We start from the raw sequence: 13,295 nt of genomic DNA, 5'->3' as shown, positions 1-13,295 counted from the left end.
GACCGGGAATCAGGTGAGCTTGCGATCCAGCAGGGGCCGGATCAGGGCGAACAGTCCGGCGGCCAGGAGGGCCAGCACGGCCAGGCAGGTGCCGGCGGTGAGGTCTCCGTAGGGGGCTTCCAGCACCACGGCCGTGAGGGAGAAGTGGCCGGCGTAGGCCGCGCGGATCGGTTCAATCGCGAAGGTAAGGGGATTCAGGGCCGCAAGCCAGCCCAACCAGGCCGGCATGAAGGAAATCGGTGCCAGGGCGGTGCTGGCGAACAGCAACGGCAGGTTGGCCACGAAGATCACCGCGATCAGTTCGATGTGACCCGGCAGGGCAAAGGCCAGCCCAAGGCTCAGGGCGGTGACGGCGAACACCAGCAGGAGCAGCGTGACCAGCACCAGCAGCAGACCTGAGCCGCCTGGCCAGCCATAGCCGAGCAGGGCAGCAGCCGCCATGATCGCCAGGCTCTGCACCAGGCTCAGGGCGGTGATGAACAGCACCGAGGCCAGCACGATCGAGCTGCGGGCCCGCAGCGGCGCCACCAGCAGCCTGTTGAGGAAGCCGAACTCCCGATCGAACATCACCGGCAGACCGGCGTTGAGGGCGCCACTGAAGGCGGTGAACACGATCACGCCCGCCCCAAGAAAGCGGCCGTAGCTCATGCCGCCAGGCAGCAGACCGGCGGGGGCCTTGGCAAACAGGGCCCCGAACAGAATCAGCCAGATCAGAGGCTGCAACACCCCGGCGATCAGGGTGGAGGGACGGCGCTGCAGCTGCAGGAACAGGCGCTTGGTGAGCGCCAGGGTTTCCTGGCTGATCTCGGCCAGGGCGGAGGCCTCCGGGGCGAGGGGCAAGGGTGATGGCGGGGCAACCGTGCTCGACAGGGAGGAGGCGCCGGAAGAAGCGGCAGAAGAAGTGGTGGTCATAACGAATCAGCGCATGCTCTGTTTGCGTTCGGCCTTGGGATCCCGGCTGCCGGCCACGGCCAGCTCCGCATCCATCAATGTGCGGCCCGTGGCCTGGAGGTACACATCATCGAGGCTGGGCCGGCTCTGGGCCAGGGCGAACACCGGCAGCTGGGCCTCGGCCAGCTGGTGCCTGAGCTGCTCCACCACCCCCTGGTGCTCCACCACGAGGTTGAGGGAATAGCCCTGGGCCCGGTTCACCACCACCTGGCGCACCCCCGGGCAGCCCTTCAGGAGCTCCTGCACCTGGCTGGCCTCCGCGGCATCGCTGAACTCCCGCACCCGCAGGGTGACGCGATCGCCTCCGAGGGCATCCTTGAGCTCCGATGGGGTGCCCTCGGCGATCAGCCGACCGGCCTCGAGGATTGCCAGACGGTCCGCCAGGGCGTCCACCTCCTCCAGATAGTGACTGCTGAGCAGGATCGTGGTGCCACCATCGCGCAGCTGGCGCAGCACCGTCCAAATTGCCGCCCGGCTCTCGATGTCGAGGCCCACGGTGGGCTCATCCAGCACCAGCACCCGGGGGGCGTGCAGCAGACCGGAGGCCAGATCCAGCCGGCGGCGCATGCCACCGGAATAGGTGCCGCAGCGCCGCTCGATCCAGTCGCCCATGCCCAGCAACTCCACCAGCTCGGCGATGCGGCTGTTCCGCAAGGCCGGCTGCAGGTGGTAGAGGTCGCCCTGGAGCTGCAGCAGCTCGCGGCCGCTGAGGATCTTGTCGATCGCCACCTCCTGGGCCACATAGCCGAGCAGCCGCCGCACCTGGCGGGGGTCCTGCAGGGCATCCACGCCGGCCACCCGGACGCTGCCCCCGTCAGGGGCCAGCAGGGTGCAGAGGATCCGCAGCGCGGTGGTTTTGCCGGCGCCGTTGGGGCCCAGCAGGCCATAGAGCGTGCCAGAGGGCACGGTCAAACTGAGGCCATCCAGGGCAGCCACCCTGGAGGTGCCGCTGCCGTAGGCCTTGCTCAACCGATCGATTTCGATCACCAGCCCCTCTCTCCTTTGGCCATCAGAGCGGTTGTGCGTCGGTCAGCCGCCCAATGTAGGCAGCATCCCCAGCCCGATGGAGAAAGGCTCCGCCTGGGGGAGACGAGCCATCAGCAACAGCAGGCTCACACCGAACAGGTAGAAGATCGACCAACGGAACAGGGCCTTGGCGGCGGCAGGGTCGTTGGGGCTGCCGCTGAGGTTGCGCACCAGTTGCAGCAGCCTGCCGTTGAAGGGCAGCACCAGCAGCCCGTAGAGCAGGCCGCCGGTGGGCAGCATCCAGGCCCCCAGCAGGCTCAGCGCCACGGTCAGCCAGGCATAGCTGCTGATCGCCCGGGCTGTCACCTGCACCCCCTTCACCACCGGCAGCATCGGAATGCCCACGGAGCGGTAATCGTCCTTGAGCAACAGCGCCAGGGCCCAGAAGTGGGCCGGGGTCCACACCATCACCAGCGAGAACAGCCACCAGCTGGAGGCTCCGAGTTCGCCGCTGGCCGCCGCAGCGCCCACCAGGGGTGGGATGGCGCCCGCCACCCCGCCGATCACGATGTTCTGGGGCGTGCGGGGCTTGAGCAGGGCGGTGTACAGCAGCACATAGCTGCACAGCCCCAGCAGGGCCAGGCTGGCGGCCAGGGGGTTCACCCCCACCACCAGCACCGCCACCGACACCAGGGTGAGCACCACCGCAAGAGCGAAGGCCTGGCGCTGGGCCAGCCGCCCCGAGGGCAGGGCACGACGGCTGGTCCGCTGCATGCGGCCATCGAGCTCCTGCTCCCAGAGGCAGTTGAGCACTCCGGCGGCCGCTGAGGCCAGGGCACCGCCCAGCAGCGTGCACAGCACGACGGGCGCCGTGACGCTGGCGCCGCTCACGGCCATGCCGGCCAGCGTGGTAGCCAGCAAGAGGGGGATCAGCCGGGGTTTGGCCACCTCCAGCCAGGCCGGCAGGCGCACTGAGGGCCGGGCCGAAGGGCGCACCATGGGGGGCTGGGCCATGGTCACGGCAGAGAGGCTCACCATGGATCAGCTCCGGAGAGGGGGAAGGGTGGTCTGGGGGGCAGTCAGTTGCTGGGGCTGGGGGGCCCCACGACCGGCCAGGGCGGGCAGCTGGCCCAGCAGGGAGGCGAGGACAGCCACCAGCAGGGCGGCGCCAAGCTGGTGGGCGATCGTCACGGCGGGCACGGCGAGGGCCAGGCGCAGGGTGGCGATGCCCAGGGCCACTTGGACCACCACCAGCAAGGCGGCTCCAAGGCAGAGCAGACGGGTCGATCGCGGCAGGGTGGGAAGCAGCCCGCCGAGGGCGGCCGCTGCCAGCACGGCAATCCCTGCGGCTGGGGCGGCCTGGCGATGCAGCAGCAGCCAACGGCAGTCGTCCCCACCGGCGAGGCAGCGATCGGCTGCCCAGTGACTGGCCATCCAGGCCCCGAGCAGGCTCTGGGCCAGCACCAGTGCAAGGGCACCGAGGACAGCCAGGGCCCACAGAGCCAGCCAGCGCCTCTGCAGGACTGGAGCACTGGATAGCTGATGCAGCTTCAGGGCCTGGTGCAGCCCGCTGAGCAGGGCCAGCAGGCTGAGGGCTGCGGCCAGGTGAGCCGTCACCATCGATGAGGCCAGCAGCCGGGTCACCGTCAGCGCTCCGAGACCGCCCTGCACGGCCACCAGGGCCAGGGCCAGGGTGGCCGCCCAGGGAAGCCAGCCGGGCAGGCGGCGGCGGCCCAGCCAGCTGGCGGCGGCGAGCACCAGCAGGGCAACCCCCACCACAAAGGCATCAAGGCGGTGAAACCACTCCAGGAACACCTGCAGATTCATCTGCCGACCGGGCAGCAGCACCCCGTAACAGAGGGGCCAGTCTGGACAAGCCAGACCGGCCTGCATGACTCGGGTCGCCCCGCCGATGACCACCAGGGCCACCAGGGCCACCACCAGGTGACCGCTCAGCCGGGTGAGCTGCCCCAGCCGGGGCGATGGCCCCGTCTTGGGGTCAGCCTGGGACGTGCCGCCATCGACGGCCACGGCCTTGGCCGGGGCCCCAGAGTCGGGCATCTGGGATGGCCTCAGGCCTGTCTGCATCGGAGCAAGTGCCCCAGGGTGGCTGCACGGTAGCGATGGTGCGGGGAGCCAGGGATGAGGATTCGCTCACATCGTCGATTCACAACATGGCCAGCCAGCTGCAACACCAACACCCAGTTGAGATGGGCTGATCACAACCGTGCAGTGGCGATGGCTCGCATCGGCACGGCCCTGCCCATAGGCTGAGCCTCAGTACTTCCAATGCCGTGCAGATCCGCACAGCCCTCACCACCGCCCTGGCCACCACCGGCCTTGTGGGAACTGGGCTCCTGGTGGGCAATCGGGTGAACATGCTGCCGCTTGAGGCAAGCAGCAATGCCGCCACCTACGACTCCCTTTTTAAGGTTTTATTCAGCATTGGCACGATGCTGTTTCTCGGCATGACCATCGTGCTGGTGTACAGCCTCGTGCGCTTTCGCCGCAGCGCCGGCGACGTCAGCGACGGCGTGGCGATTGAGGGCAACCTGCCCCTTGAAATCGTCTGGACCGCGATACCGGCGGTGGTGATTCTTTTCGTTGGTATCTACAGCTACGACATCTACGAGCGCATGGGCGGCATGGCCCCCCTCATGGACCATGCCGCCATGGATCACAGCGCCATGCAGCACGACGCCATGGAGCGGGCCGCCCTGGTGAGTGACGGCTCTGGCCCCGCCCCGGAGCGGATCTGGGGAGGGATTGGTGCCACCACGAGCCCCGATTCGACCGGGCTGGTTCCGCCAACCCTGCCGGTGGAGGTGACGGCGATGCAGTTTGCGTTCATCTTCCATTACCCCCAGGGCAACATCACCAGCGGTGAGCTGCATGTGCCCCTGGGCCAGCCCGTGGAGCTGCGCATGGAGGCCCGCGATGTGATCCACGCCTTCTGGGTGCCCCAGTTCCGCCTCAAGCAGGATGTGATTCCTGGCCAGACCACCCAGCTCTCCTTCACCCCCACCCGCGCCGGCACCTACCCGATCGTCTGTGCCGAGCTCTGTGGGGCCTACCACGGTGGCATGCGCTCCAACGTCGTGGTGCATGAACGGGACAGCTTCGACGCCTGGCTGCAGAAGAACACTCCGACCACCAGCACCTGATCCGGTGATTTGACCGTGACTCTCACCCTCCCCCCTCAGCGTTCCAACCGATGACGATCGCCAGTCCAGGCACCCTGCCCCAGGAGGGCCTACAGCCCACCGGGTGGGCCCGCTACCTCAGCTTCAGCCTCGATCACAAGGTGATCGGGCTTCAGTATCTGGTGTGCGGCTTTGCCTTCTATCTGGTGGGCGGGGCGCTGGCTGGTGTGATCCGCACCGAGCTGGTCAGTCCGATGTCCGACTTTGTGAGCCGTGACACCTACAACGAGGTGCTGACGCTGCACGGCACCGTGATGATCTTTCTGTGGATCGTGCCCGTGGTCAATGGCGGATTCGGCAACTACCTGATCCCCTTCTACGTCGGCGCCCGGGACATGGCCTTTCCCAGGCTCAACGCCGTGGCCTTCTGGATGATTCCGCCGGCTGGGATCCTGCTGATCAGCAGCTATTTCCTGGCCGGCGCTGCCGCCCAGTCCGGCTGGACGGCCTACCCACCCCTCAGCCTCACCACCCCGGCCGCCGGCCAGGTGGTGTGGATCCTGAGTGTGCTGCTGCTGGGCGGCAGCTCCATCTTCGGAGCCATCAATTTCATCGCCACTGTGCTGAAGCTGCGCCGTCCTGGCCTGAAGATGATGCAGTTGCCGATGTACTGCTGGGCGATGCTGGGCACGAGCCTGCTGGTGGTGCTCTCAACTCCTGTGCTGGCGGGGGTGCTTATTTTGCTGAGTTTTGATATCATCGCCCATACCGGCTTCTTCAATCCAGCTCTGGGTGGAAATGTGGTTGTGTACCAACACCTGTTCTGGTTCTATTCTCATCCGGCGGTCTACATCATGGTACTGCCGGCTTTCGGCCTGGTCAGCGAAATCCTGCCCGTGCATGCTCGCAAGCCCCTCTTCGGTTACACCACGATGGTGTATTCCATCATGGGCATTGTGGTGCTGGGCCTGATCGTTTGGGCTCACCACATGTTCACCAGTGGCACACCCCCCTGGATGCGACTGTTTTTCACCATTGCCACCTCATTCATTGCGGTGCCAACGGGTATCAAGTTCTTCAACTGGATTGCCACGCTGTGGGGAGGCAAGATCGCCCTCAACTCGGCGATGCTGTTTTCATGCGGCTTCATTCTGAACTTTGTGTTCGGCGGCATCACAGGCATCAGCCTGGCCCAGGTGCCTTTCGACATCCATGTTCATGACACCTACTTTGTGGTGGGTCATTTTCACTACATCGTCTACGGAGGCACGGTGTTCGTGATCTTCGCCTCGCTCTACCACTGGTATCCCAAATTCACGGGCCGTCTGCTCAACGAAGATCTGGGTCGCCTCCACTTCGTGCTCACCCTGATCGGCTTCCAGCTCTGCTTCCTGCCCCAGCACTGGCTGGGCCTCAATGGCATGCCCAGGCGCGTGGCGGAGTACGACCCGGCCTTCACCACCCTCAACCAGGTGAGCAGCGTGGGGGCCCTGATCATGGCGATCAGCATCCTGCCGCTGCTGATCAACGTGGTGATCACGGCCAGGAGCGGTGAACCGGCGGGCGACAATCCCTGGAACGCCCTGACACCGGAATGGCTCACCTCCTCGCCTCCTCCTGTGGAGAACTGGAAGGGGGAGGCTCCCCTTGTCACCGAGCCCTACGGCTACGGCACCCGTCCTGAGGCCCAGTCATGACCACCACCAACTCCTCCGACAGCACGCTGCTGAGCAGCCCTGCAGCGGCGGCCACCTCCGTTGAGGCCAGCGCCGAGACCGACCTGCATGCCGATGTGCGCATGTTCGGCCTCACCACCTTCCTGGTGGCCGACGGCATGACCTTTGCGGGCTTCTTCGCCGCCTACCTCACCTTCAAAGCGGTCAATCCGCTGCCCGAGGGCAGCATCTACGAGCTGGAGCTGCTGCTGCCCACCATCAACACCGTGCTGCTGGTGCTGAGCAGCTTCACCTTCCACCGCGCCGGCCGCGAGATCCGCGCCGATCGCCTGGCCGCCTGCCGCACCTGGCTGCTGGTGTCGGCCGGCCTCGGGGCCACCTTTCTGGCCGGCCAGATGGTGGAGTACTTCACCCTGCCCTTCGGACTCACTGACAACCTCTTTGCCAGCACCTTCTATGCCCTCACGGGCTTCCACGGCCTGCACGTGACCCTGGGGGTGATCTGCATCCTGATCGTGGCCCTGCAGACCCGCAGCGGTGGTCGGATCAGCGCCGAGAAGCACTTCGGCCTGGAAGCCGCAGAGCTTTACTGGCACTTCGTGGACGGCATCTGGATAGTGCTCTACGGGATCCTTTACGTGCTCTGAGCCCCATTCCGACCCAGGATTGTTGCCGATCAGCCTGCGGACTGGGCACAATCCCAGTATTGACCTGTTGCCAGGATCTCCAGCCATGAGTCCCAGCAGTGGCGGTGGTCCGGGCGGGATGCTCGAAGGCAAGGCCCTGCTCGACAGGGCCAGGGCCCTCAGCGACCAGCCTGAAGACCTGATTGCCCGTGCCTGTGGGTACGTGGGCCCCAGTGGCCGCGTGCTCAAGAAGAGTTTCCACAAGGCCCTGGTGGCCGCCAAGGCCTATCCCGTGCCCGAGGGCAGCACCGGTCGTAGCCCCGCCGTGCCTGGCCCGGGCAAGGGGCGGCAGGCCGAGTTCCGCACCCGCGTGCACGGCAACGGCAATCTGCTGATCGGCAACGCCTACACCCGCCGGCTGGGGCTGCAGCCCGGGCAGGAATTCAGGATCGAACTGCACCGGGACAGCCGCTCCATCCGGCTGCTGCCCCTCGATGGCTCCGAGCTGCCTGAGGCTGAGGCCAGCGAAGAAGCCACCTGAGCAGGCTCCGCCTGAGACCGATCCGCCTGGGATCGATCCAGCGTTTCAGGACCTCAGCGGACGGGGGGTTCGGGCTGGCCGGTTGTGGTCTCATCGGGGCCGTGGAAGCTGGCGCTGAAACTGAGCAGGTCGAGGCCGCTGAACACGAAGCTGATGCCCACCAGCAGACCCAGCACCTGCAACAGCACGGGGCCTGGCAGCAGCAGGATCGTCACGCCCAGGGCCAGGGTGACCAGCCCGTTGAGCAGGCCCCAACCCCAGCCCCGGATGCGCCGGTGGGCCAGGGACACCCCCAGGGCCACCAACCCCTCCACCACGAACACCACCCCGATGGCCAGGGCCAGGGTGGCGATCGGGGCAGCGGCCTGGGCCGGACCTGAACCGAGCTGCAGCAGCATCGACAGCCCCGCAGCCAGCAGCAGGGTGGACACCACCAGGCGCCAGAAAGCCACCCAGCGGCCCAGCAAACGGGCCCGCATCAGGTTGTTGATCCAGCCCAGCAGTCCTCCCACCAGAAAGATCAGCGCCACCAGCACCGTCACCCAGAGGGAGGCGGCCAGGGGAAAGATCATCGCCAGCAGGCCGAGCACCAGCATCAGCACCCCCTCGCCGAGGGTGAAGGCTCTCAGGGCCGCCGCATCCCGGGCAGGGCTGAGCTGGGCCATGGTGACGCCTCTCACACAGGCTGGACCCTAGGCCTGCCAGCCGTGCTCGGCCAGCCAGGCGCGATCGAGGTCCGGCTGGGCGCCGCCGCCGAGCAGACGCTCGGTGTACTTGGCCAGCAGGTCGGCCTCCAGGTTCACCGCATCGCCCTGGCGCAGGCCCTGCAGGGTGGTGCCCTTCCAGGTGTGAGGAATCACGGCGATCCAGAAGCTGACGCCGTCGGAGCTGCAGCCCGCCACGGTGAGGCTGATGCCGTTCACGCACACACTGGCCTTGTCGCACACGTAGCGGCCGTAGGCGGGATCCTGCCAGGCCAGATCCAGGCGCCACGACTCCCCCTCGGCCCCCACCGCCAGCACGGTGCCCAGCCCATCCACGTGGCCGCTCACCAGGTGGCCGCCGAGGCGATCGGCCAGCCGCAGCGCCGGCTCCAGATTCACGGCGGCCCGCCGTTCGGCCCGGGCCGCCAGGGTGCTGCGCCGCAGCGTCTCGTCACTGACATCGGCGCGAAAGCCATCGCTGAAGCGCTCCGCCACCGTGAGGCACACCCCATCCACCGCCACGCTCTCGCCCAGGGCCAGATCATGGGCCGACCAGCCGCCCTCGCCGGCGGCCCAGCGCAGCCGCACGCCGCCCTGAGCCCGTTCGATCGTGCCCGTGGCCTGGACCAGTCCGGTGAACATCGGCGTGGGCTCCAGTCCTCCTGGCCATAATCAGGCACGGGTTCATCGCTGCCTAGCGGCACAGCCGGCCATGGTCGAAATGCGCGTCGCCGGCATCGCCCTGGATGCGGCCAGCCGCAGCCCGATCGTGCTGCTGCGGGACCCGGCGGGCCGGCGCCAGGTGCCGATCTGGATCGACCAGGCCCAGGCCCAGAACATCCTGGTGGGGCTCGGCCATGACCGCCCCCCCCGGCCCCTCAGCCACGACCTGATGGTGGCCCTGCTGGAAGCCGGCGGGCTCAGCCTGGAGCGGGTGATCATCCACGCCATCGAGGAGAGCACCTTCCGCGCCGTGCTCAAACTGCGCAGCCAAGACAGCCCTGGCCCCGAAGGCCTGAGCGAAGTCGATGCCCGGCCCAGCGATGCCATCGCCCTGGCGGTGCGCACCGGCACGCCGATCTGGATGCTGGAGGAGGTGGTGGCGGATGCCTCGATTCCGGTGGACGCCGAGGCCGACGCCGCCGACCAGGCCCATTTCCGCCGCTTCCTCGACTCGGTGAGCCCCGCCGAGCTGGTGCGGCAGCTGGGCCGGGCCCAGCCCGAGAACGACCCCAGTCCCAGCGACCCCGGCGAACCGGACACCCCGGATCAGCCGCGTGAACCCAGCTAGACGGCCGTTCGGGCGGGGGCCGGCGGTGTCGGCCTTCAGCCTGGGCACAATGCGCGCCCTGGGCAGCCCCGGCCAGATGGAGGCGGTGCTGGGCGCGGCCCTGGCTGCCGGCATCAACCATCTGGAAACCGCCCCTGCCTACGGGCCGGCGGAGCGCTTTCTGGGGGAGGCCATCGCCGCCCTGGCGCGGCGGGGCCTGGCGCCCCAGGGGGGCTGGCTGATCACCAGCAAGCTGCTGCCGGGCGGCGATCTGGCCAGCAGCCAGCAGCAGCTGCAGGGCATCCTCAAGCGCCTGGGGGTGCCGCGGCTGCACGGCCTCGCCGTGCACGGGCTGAACACGCCCGAGCACCTGGCCTGGGCCTGCCAGGGGCCGGGCGCCGAACTGCTCGCCTGGGCCCTGGAACAAGGGCTGGTGGGCCAGGTGGGCTTCAGCAGCCACGGCAGCCAGGCCGTGATCGAGCAGGCCCTGGCCAGCGGTCGCTTCAGCTTCTGCGCCCTGCACGTGCACCTGTTCGACCAGAGCCGCCTGCCCCTGGCGCGGGCCGCCCTGGCGGCAGGCCTGGGGGTGCTGGCCATCTCCCCCGCCGACAAGGGCGGCCAGCTCTATGCCCCCTCGACCGAGCTGCTGGCCGACTGCGCGCCGTTCCAGCCCCTGGAGCTGGCCTACCGCTTTCTGCTGGAGCAGGGGATCTCCACCCTCAGCCTGGGGGCGGCCCAGCCCGGGGATCTGATCTGGGCCGAGCGCTGGCAGGCGGGTGAACTGGGGGGCGGCGGCCCGCTCGGCCAGGCCAGCCCCGAGGGTCTCAGCCATGAGGTCAGGGCGGCTCTGGCCCGGCTGAGCGAGGGGGCGGCGGAGCGGCTAGGCGCCGAGCGCTGCGGCCAGTGCCGGGCCTGCCTGCCCTGCCCCAGTGCCGTGCCGATTCCCGAGCTGCTGCGGCTGCGCAACGTGGCCGTGGGCCATGGCATGGAGAGCTTTGCCCGGGAGCGCTACAACCTGATCGGCCGGGCGGGCCACTGGTGGGAGAGCCTCAATGCCGAGGCCTGCCGGGAGTGCGGCGCCTGCCTGCCCCGCTGCCCCCATGGGCTGGCGATCCCCGAGCTGCTGGCCGACACCCACCGCCGCCTGGCGGCCGCGCCGCGGCGGCGGCTCTGGGGTTGAGCGGGCCGCCGGGTGTTCAGGGGCTGGGCTTCAGGTTCCGGGCAGCGGCGCCGCGGCGTCCCAGCGGCTCTGCAGGGCCAGGCGCTCGGCAGTGTCGAGGGGGGGCAGGCTCCAGCAGCGCTCGAGCAGACCCGCTGGCGGCAGCAGCAGATTGGCGGTGGCCGCCGGGAAGCGGCTCACCAGCGGCTCCAGCTGCTCTCGCGGCAGGGGCGGCACCCAGCCGGCCGCCAGCAGGGAGGCCAGCAGCGGCCCCTCCAGCAGCTCCGCCAGCCAGGCCAGGGGCACGGGCTGCTCCACGCCGGTGGGCCTCAGCAGCAGCTGCCAGCTGAGCGGCGCCCCGCTGGCGGGCCACAGCACGGCCAGGCGCAGGTCGCGGCGCAGCAGCGGCACCAACCGGCGCAGCGGCAGCACGGCGGCCTCGGCCTCGCCGCTGAGCACCAGGTTGAGGCCATCGCGTTCGTCGTAGGCCAGGGCCTGGCGCCGCAGCTGTTTCAGCTGCTCCGGCTCGGAGCCCACCAGGGCCATGCACACCCTGGGGCTGGAGGGCAGCACCAGCCGCCCGCGCAGGCTCGGATCCAGCAGCAGCGACCAGCCCTGCTCAGCCCGTTCCTGCAGGTCGGGACGGGAGCGCAGCAGGATCACCCAGGGCGTGAACGACCACGGGTAGGCCAGCGCCGGCTGCCCCTCGGGCGCGAACAACCTGCTGGCCGACGCCGCCAGGGGGGTGAGGCGGGCCAGCAGCTCCGGGGCCCCGAAGGGCTGCCAGCTGGAGGATGCCACCGAGCCGGCCCAGCCATCACTGAGGGCCAGCAGGGCGGCGACGGGGTCGCGCCGGCCCTGCTCCAGCACGGCCTGGGGCGCCTCGAGCTGGCGAGCCCGCCAACCGTCGGGCAGGCCCTTGAGCCAGGCAGCCGGCAACTCCTGGGCCGTGAGCGCCAGCACCGCTGCCTGGGGTGCAGCCCGGCAGCCGCCGAGCAGCCAGGGGGCTCCCACCGCCGCCGCCCCCACTCCCAGGCGCAGCAGCTCTCGGCGGGAGAGGAACTCCGGTGAACAGGCCATGGACCGACCGTAGGAGCCGGCCCAACCCGGCCCATGGGGCCGGTCAGCCCCCGAGCAGCTGGCGGCAGGCCAGGTCACAGGCCTGGGCGAGGGCCTCAGGGCTGTGGCCCAGCTGCTCCCAGAGCACGGCCAGACCACCGGCGCCCACGCCCTCCTTCACGTAGCCCCGTTCGTAGTCGCGCAGGGCAGCGCTGCGGCAGGCCGAGAAGCGCAGCCCCGCGGGCGCCAGCTGCGGCACCACCTGCCAGCGATGCCCCAGGCGTTGCAGCAACAGGGCCAGATCGCTGCCGGGCTCATCGGCCACCCAGGCGGTGGTGGCCACCGTGATGCGGGCCGCCAGACCCAGCCGCTCCCGGGGGGCGGCCAGGGCCAGCACCAGGGCCAGCACCGCCGCCATCTGGCTGCCGCCGGCCAGAAGCACGGTGCCGCCGCGGCGGGCGAAAGCCAGGGCGAGGCCCGCCGCCAGCGGCTGCATCGGATCCCCCACGGCGGCCAGCACGGCCAGCGGATCAGTCCCACTGCCAACGGCTCCTCCAACCGCTCCTCCAGCCACCCCGGCGTCCCCCAGGGCTGCCCGGGCCAGGCCCTGCCCCACCAGGCGGGCCTTGAGGGCATGGTCGCTGTGGAGCAGGCTGCCGCTCACCAGCCCATCGGCAGCCACCCCCAGCCCCCGCAGCACCCCGAGGGCCGTGGTGGTGCCGCCGGGCACACACTCCGCCAGCAGCAGAGGGCAGTCCGGCGCACTGCGCTCCCCCCAGCGGCGTCCCCGCTCCAGCAGCGCCCGCACCCGTTGCAGCGGCAGCGCCCGGCCGCTGCTGACGCAGCGCGCTGGCCCCGCTCCCTCCAGGGCCGGCAGGCGCAGGTGGGGCACGGCGGGAGCCACGGCGCAGCCCAGGTCCACCACCTGCAGGCGCTCCAGCAGCCCCAGACGCTCCAGCACCACGTGACTGATCAGGGCAGGGCTCACCCCCGCCGGCAGGGGCGGCAGGGCATGGGGGCGAGGCCCGAGCGGTCCGTGCACCACCAGCTCGGCATCGGCGGCGGCCGTGGCACGCCGGGAGGCGGGAGTGGCCCCGGCGGCGGAGATCCCCTCCACCGCCGCCGTGGCCGTGGCCGCCAGCAACAGCACCGGGCGGCTGCGACCCCAGGCGACAGCCTCCGCCGGCGGGGCCGGCATGG

The 13,295-nt window shown here is 69.7% G+C and carries 14 protein-coding genes and 1 pseudogene; 6 read left to right on the top strand and 9 right to left on the bottom strand.

The window, feature by feature from the left end; genetic code table 11:
• Positions 1–9 precede the first annotated feature (9 nt).
• The 5 genes and pseudogenes from ACWJIO_RS06655 to ACWJIO_RS06635 form a co-directional block, all read right to left on the bottom strand.
• On the bottom strand, positions 10–912 hold the full coding sequence (locus ACWJIO_RS06655) for an ABC transporter permease (RefSeq protein WP_480312246.1): 903 nt from the start codon (positions 910–912) through the stop codon (positions 10–12).
• 6 nt (positions 913–918) lie between these two features.
• Complete coding sequence (locus ACWJIO_RS06650; RefSeq protein ID WP_480312422.1) at positions 919–1,344, bottom strand: DUF4162 domain-containing protein; 426 nt, start codon at positions 1,342–1,344, stop codon at positions 919–921.
• Positions 1,345–1,356: 12 nt separating this feature from the next.
• Positions 1,357–1,866: pseudogene (locus ACWJIO_RS06645) on the bottom strand (ABC transporter ATP-binding protein); the annotation flags it as partial.
• Positions 1,867–1,980: 114 nt separating this feature from the next.
• Positions 1,981–2,955 carry a heme o synthase gene (locus tag ACWJIO_RS06640; RefSeq protein WP_480312244.1) on the bottom strand — a complete coding sequence of 325 codons (975 nt, stop codon included), beginning with the start codon at positions 2,953–2,955 and terminating at the stop codon, positions 1,981–1,983.
• A 3-nt stretch (positions 2,956–2,958) separates the two neighbouring features.
• Entirely contained in the window at positions 2,959–3,978 is a 1,020-nt protein-coding gene (locus ACWJIO_RS06635; RefSeq protein ID WP_480312243.1) for a COX15/CtaA family protein, read from the bottom strand.
• A gap of 233 nt (positions 3,979–4,211) precedes the next feature.
• Here ACWJIO_RS06635 and ACWJIO_RS06630 point away from each other — a divergent pair, with 233 nt between their 5' ends.
• The 4 genes from ACWJIO_RS06630 (at position 4,212) to ACWJIO_RS06615 (ending at position 7,903) form a co-directional block, all read left to right on the top strand.
• A complete protein-coding gene (locus ACWJIO_RS06630) occupies positions 4,212–5,081 on the top strand; it encodes a cytochrome c oxidase subunit II (protein ID WP_480312242.1) in 870 nt (289 codons plus the stop codon).
• A gap of 50 nt (positions 5,082–5,131) precedes the next feature.
• Positions 5,132–6,757: a cytochrome c oxidase subunit I gene (gene ctaD, locus ACWJIO_RS06625; protein ID WP_480312241.1), complete on the top strand. Its 1,626-nt coding sequence runs from the start codon at positions 5,132–5,134 to the stop codon at positions 6,755–6,757.
• Complete coding sequence (locus tag ACWJIO_RS06620) at positions 6,754–7,383, top strand: cytochrome c oxidase subunit 3 (protein ID WP_480312240.1); 630 nt, start codon at positions 6,754–6,756, stop codon at positions 7,381–7,383. Before ctaD ends, ACWJIO_RS06620 begins: the two co-directional genes overlap by 4 nt.
• 118 nt (positions 7,384–7,501) lie before the next feature.
• Positions 7,502–7,903 carry an AbrB family transcriptional regulator gene (locus ACWJIO_RS06615; protein WP_480312421.1) on the top strand — a complete coding sequence of 134 codons (402 nt, stop codon included), beginning with the start codon at positions 7,502–7,504 and terminating at the stop codon, positions 7,901–7,903.
• Positions 7,904–7,956: 53 nt separating this feature from the next.
• Here the strand turns inward: ACWJIO_RS06615 and ACWJIO_RS06610 are convergent, their stop codons facing one another.
• Positions 7,957–8,568, bottom strand: a complete 612-nt coding sequence (locus ACWJIO_RS06610; protein WP_480312238.1) for a DUF308 domain-containing protein — start codon at positions 8,566–8,568, stop codon at positions 7,957–7,959.
• A 27-nt stretch (positions 8,569–8,595) separates the two neighbouring features.
• Complete coding sequence (locus tag ACWJIO_RS06605; protein WP_480312237.1) at positions 8,596–9,249, bottom strand: riboflavin synthase; 654 nt, start codon at positions 9,247–9,249, stop codon at positions 8,596–8,598.
• A gap of 70 nt (positions 9,250–9,319) precedes the next feature.
• Here ACWJIO_RS06605 and ACWJIO_RS06600 point away from each other — a divergent pair, with 70 nt between their 5' ends.
• Positions 9,320–9,898, top strand: a complete 579-nt coding sequence (locus ACWJIO_RS06600; protein ID WP_480312235.1) for a bifunctional nuclease family protein — start codon at positions 9,320–9,322, stop codon at positions 9,896–9,898.
• A complete protein-coding gene (locus tag ACWJIO_RS06595) occupies positions 9,885–11,057 on the top strand; it encodes an aldo/keto reductase (RefSeq protein WP_480312233.1) in 1,173 nt (390 codons plus the stop codon). The genes ACWJIO_RS06600 and ACWJIO_RS06595 overlap by 14 nt, the downstream gene beginning before the upstream one ends.
• 30 nt (positions 11,058–11,087) lie before the next feature.
• Here the strand turns inward: ACWJIO_RS06595 and ACWJIO_RS06590 are convergent, their stop codons facing one another.
• Entirely contained in the window at positions 11,088–12,116 is a 1,029-nt protein-coding gene (locus ACWJIO_RS06590) for a twin-arginine translocation pathway signal (protein ID WP_480312231.1), read from the bottom strand.
• Between the two features lie 43 nt (positions 12,117–12,159).
• Positions 12,160–13,293 (bottom strand): nicotinate mononucleotide-dependent phosphoribosyltransferase CobT, encoded by a 1,134-nt coding sequence (cobT, locus tag ACWJIO_RS06585; protein WP_480312229.1) that lies wholly within the window; start codon positions 13,291–13,293, stop codon positions 12,160–12,162.
• Positions 13,294–13,295 lie beyond the last annotated feature (2 nt).

It is taken from the genome of Paraciimarium castrense LEGE 11436, assembly GCF_056633055.1.
This window is presented reverse-complemented; position numbering and strand designations above follow the sequence as displayed.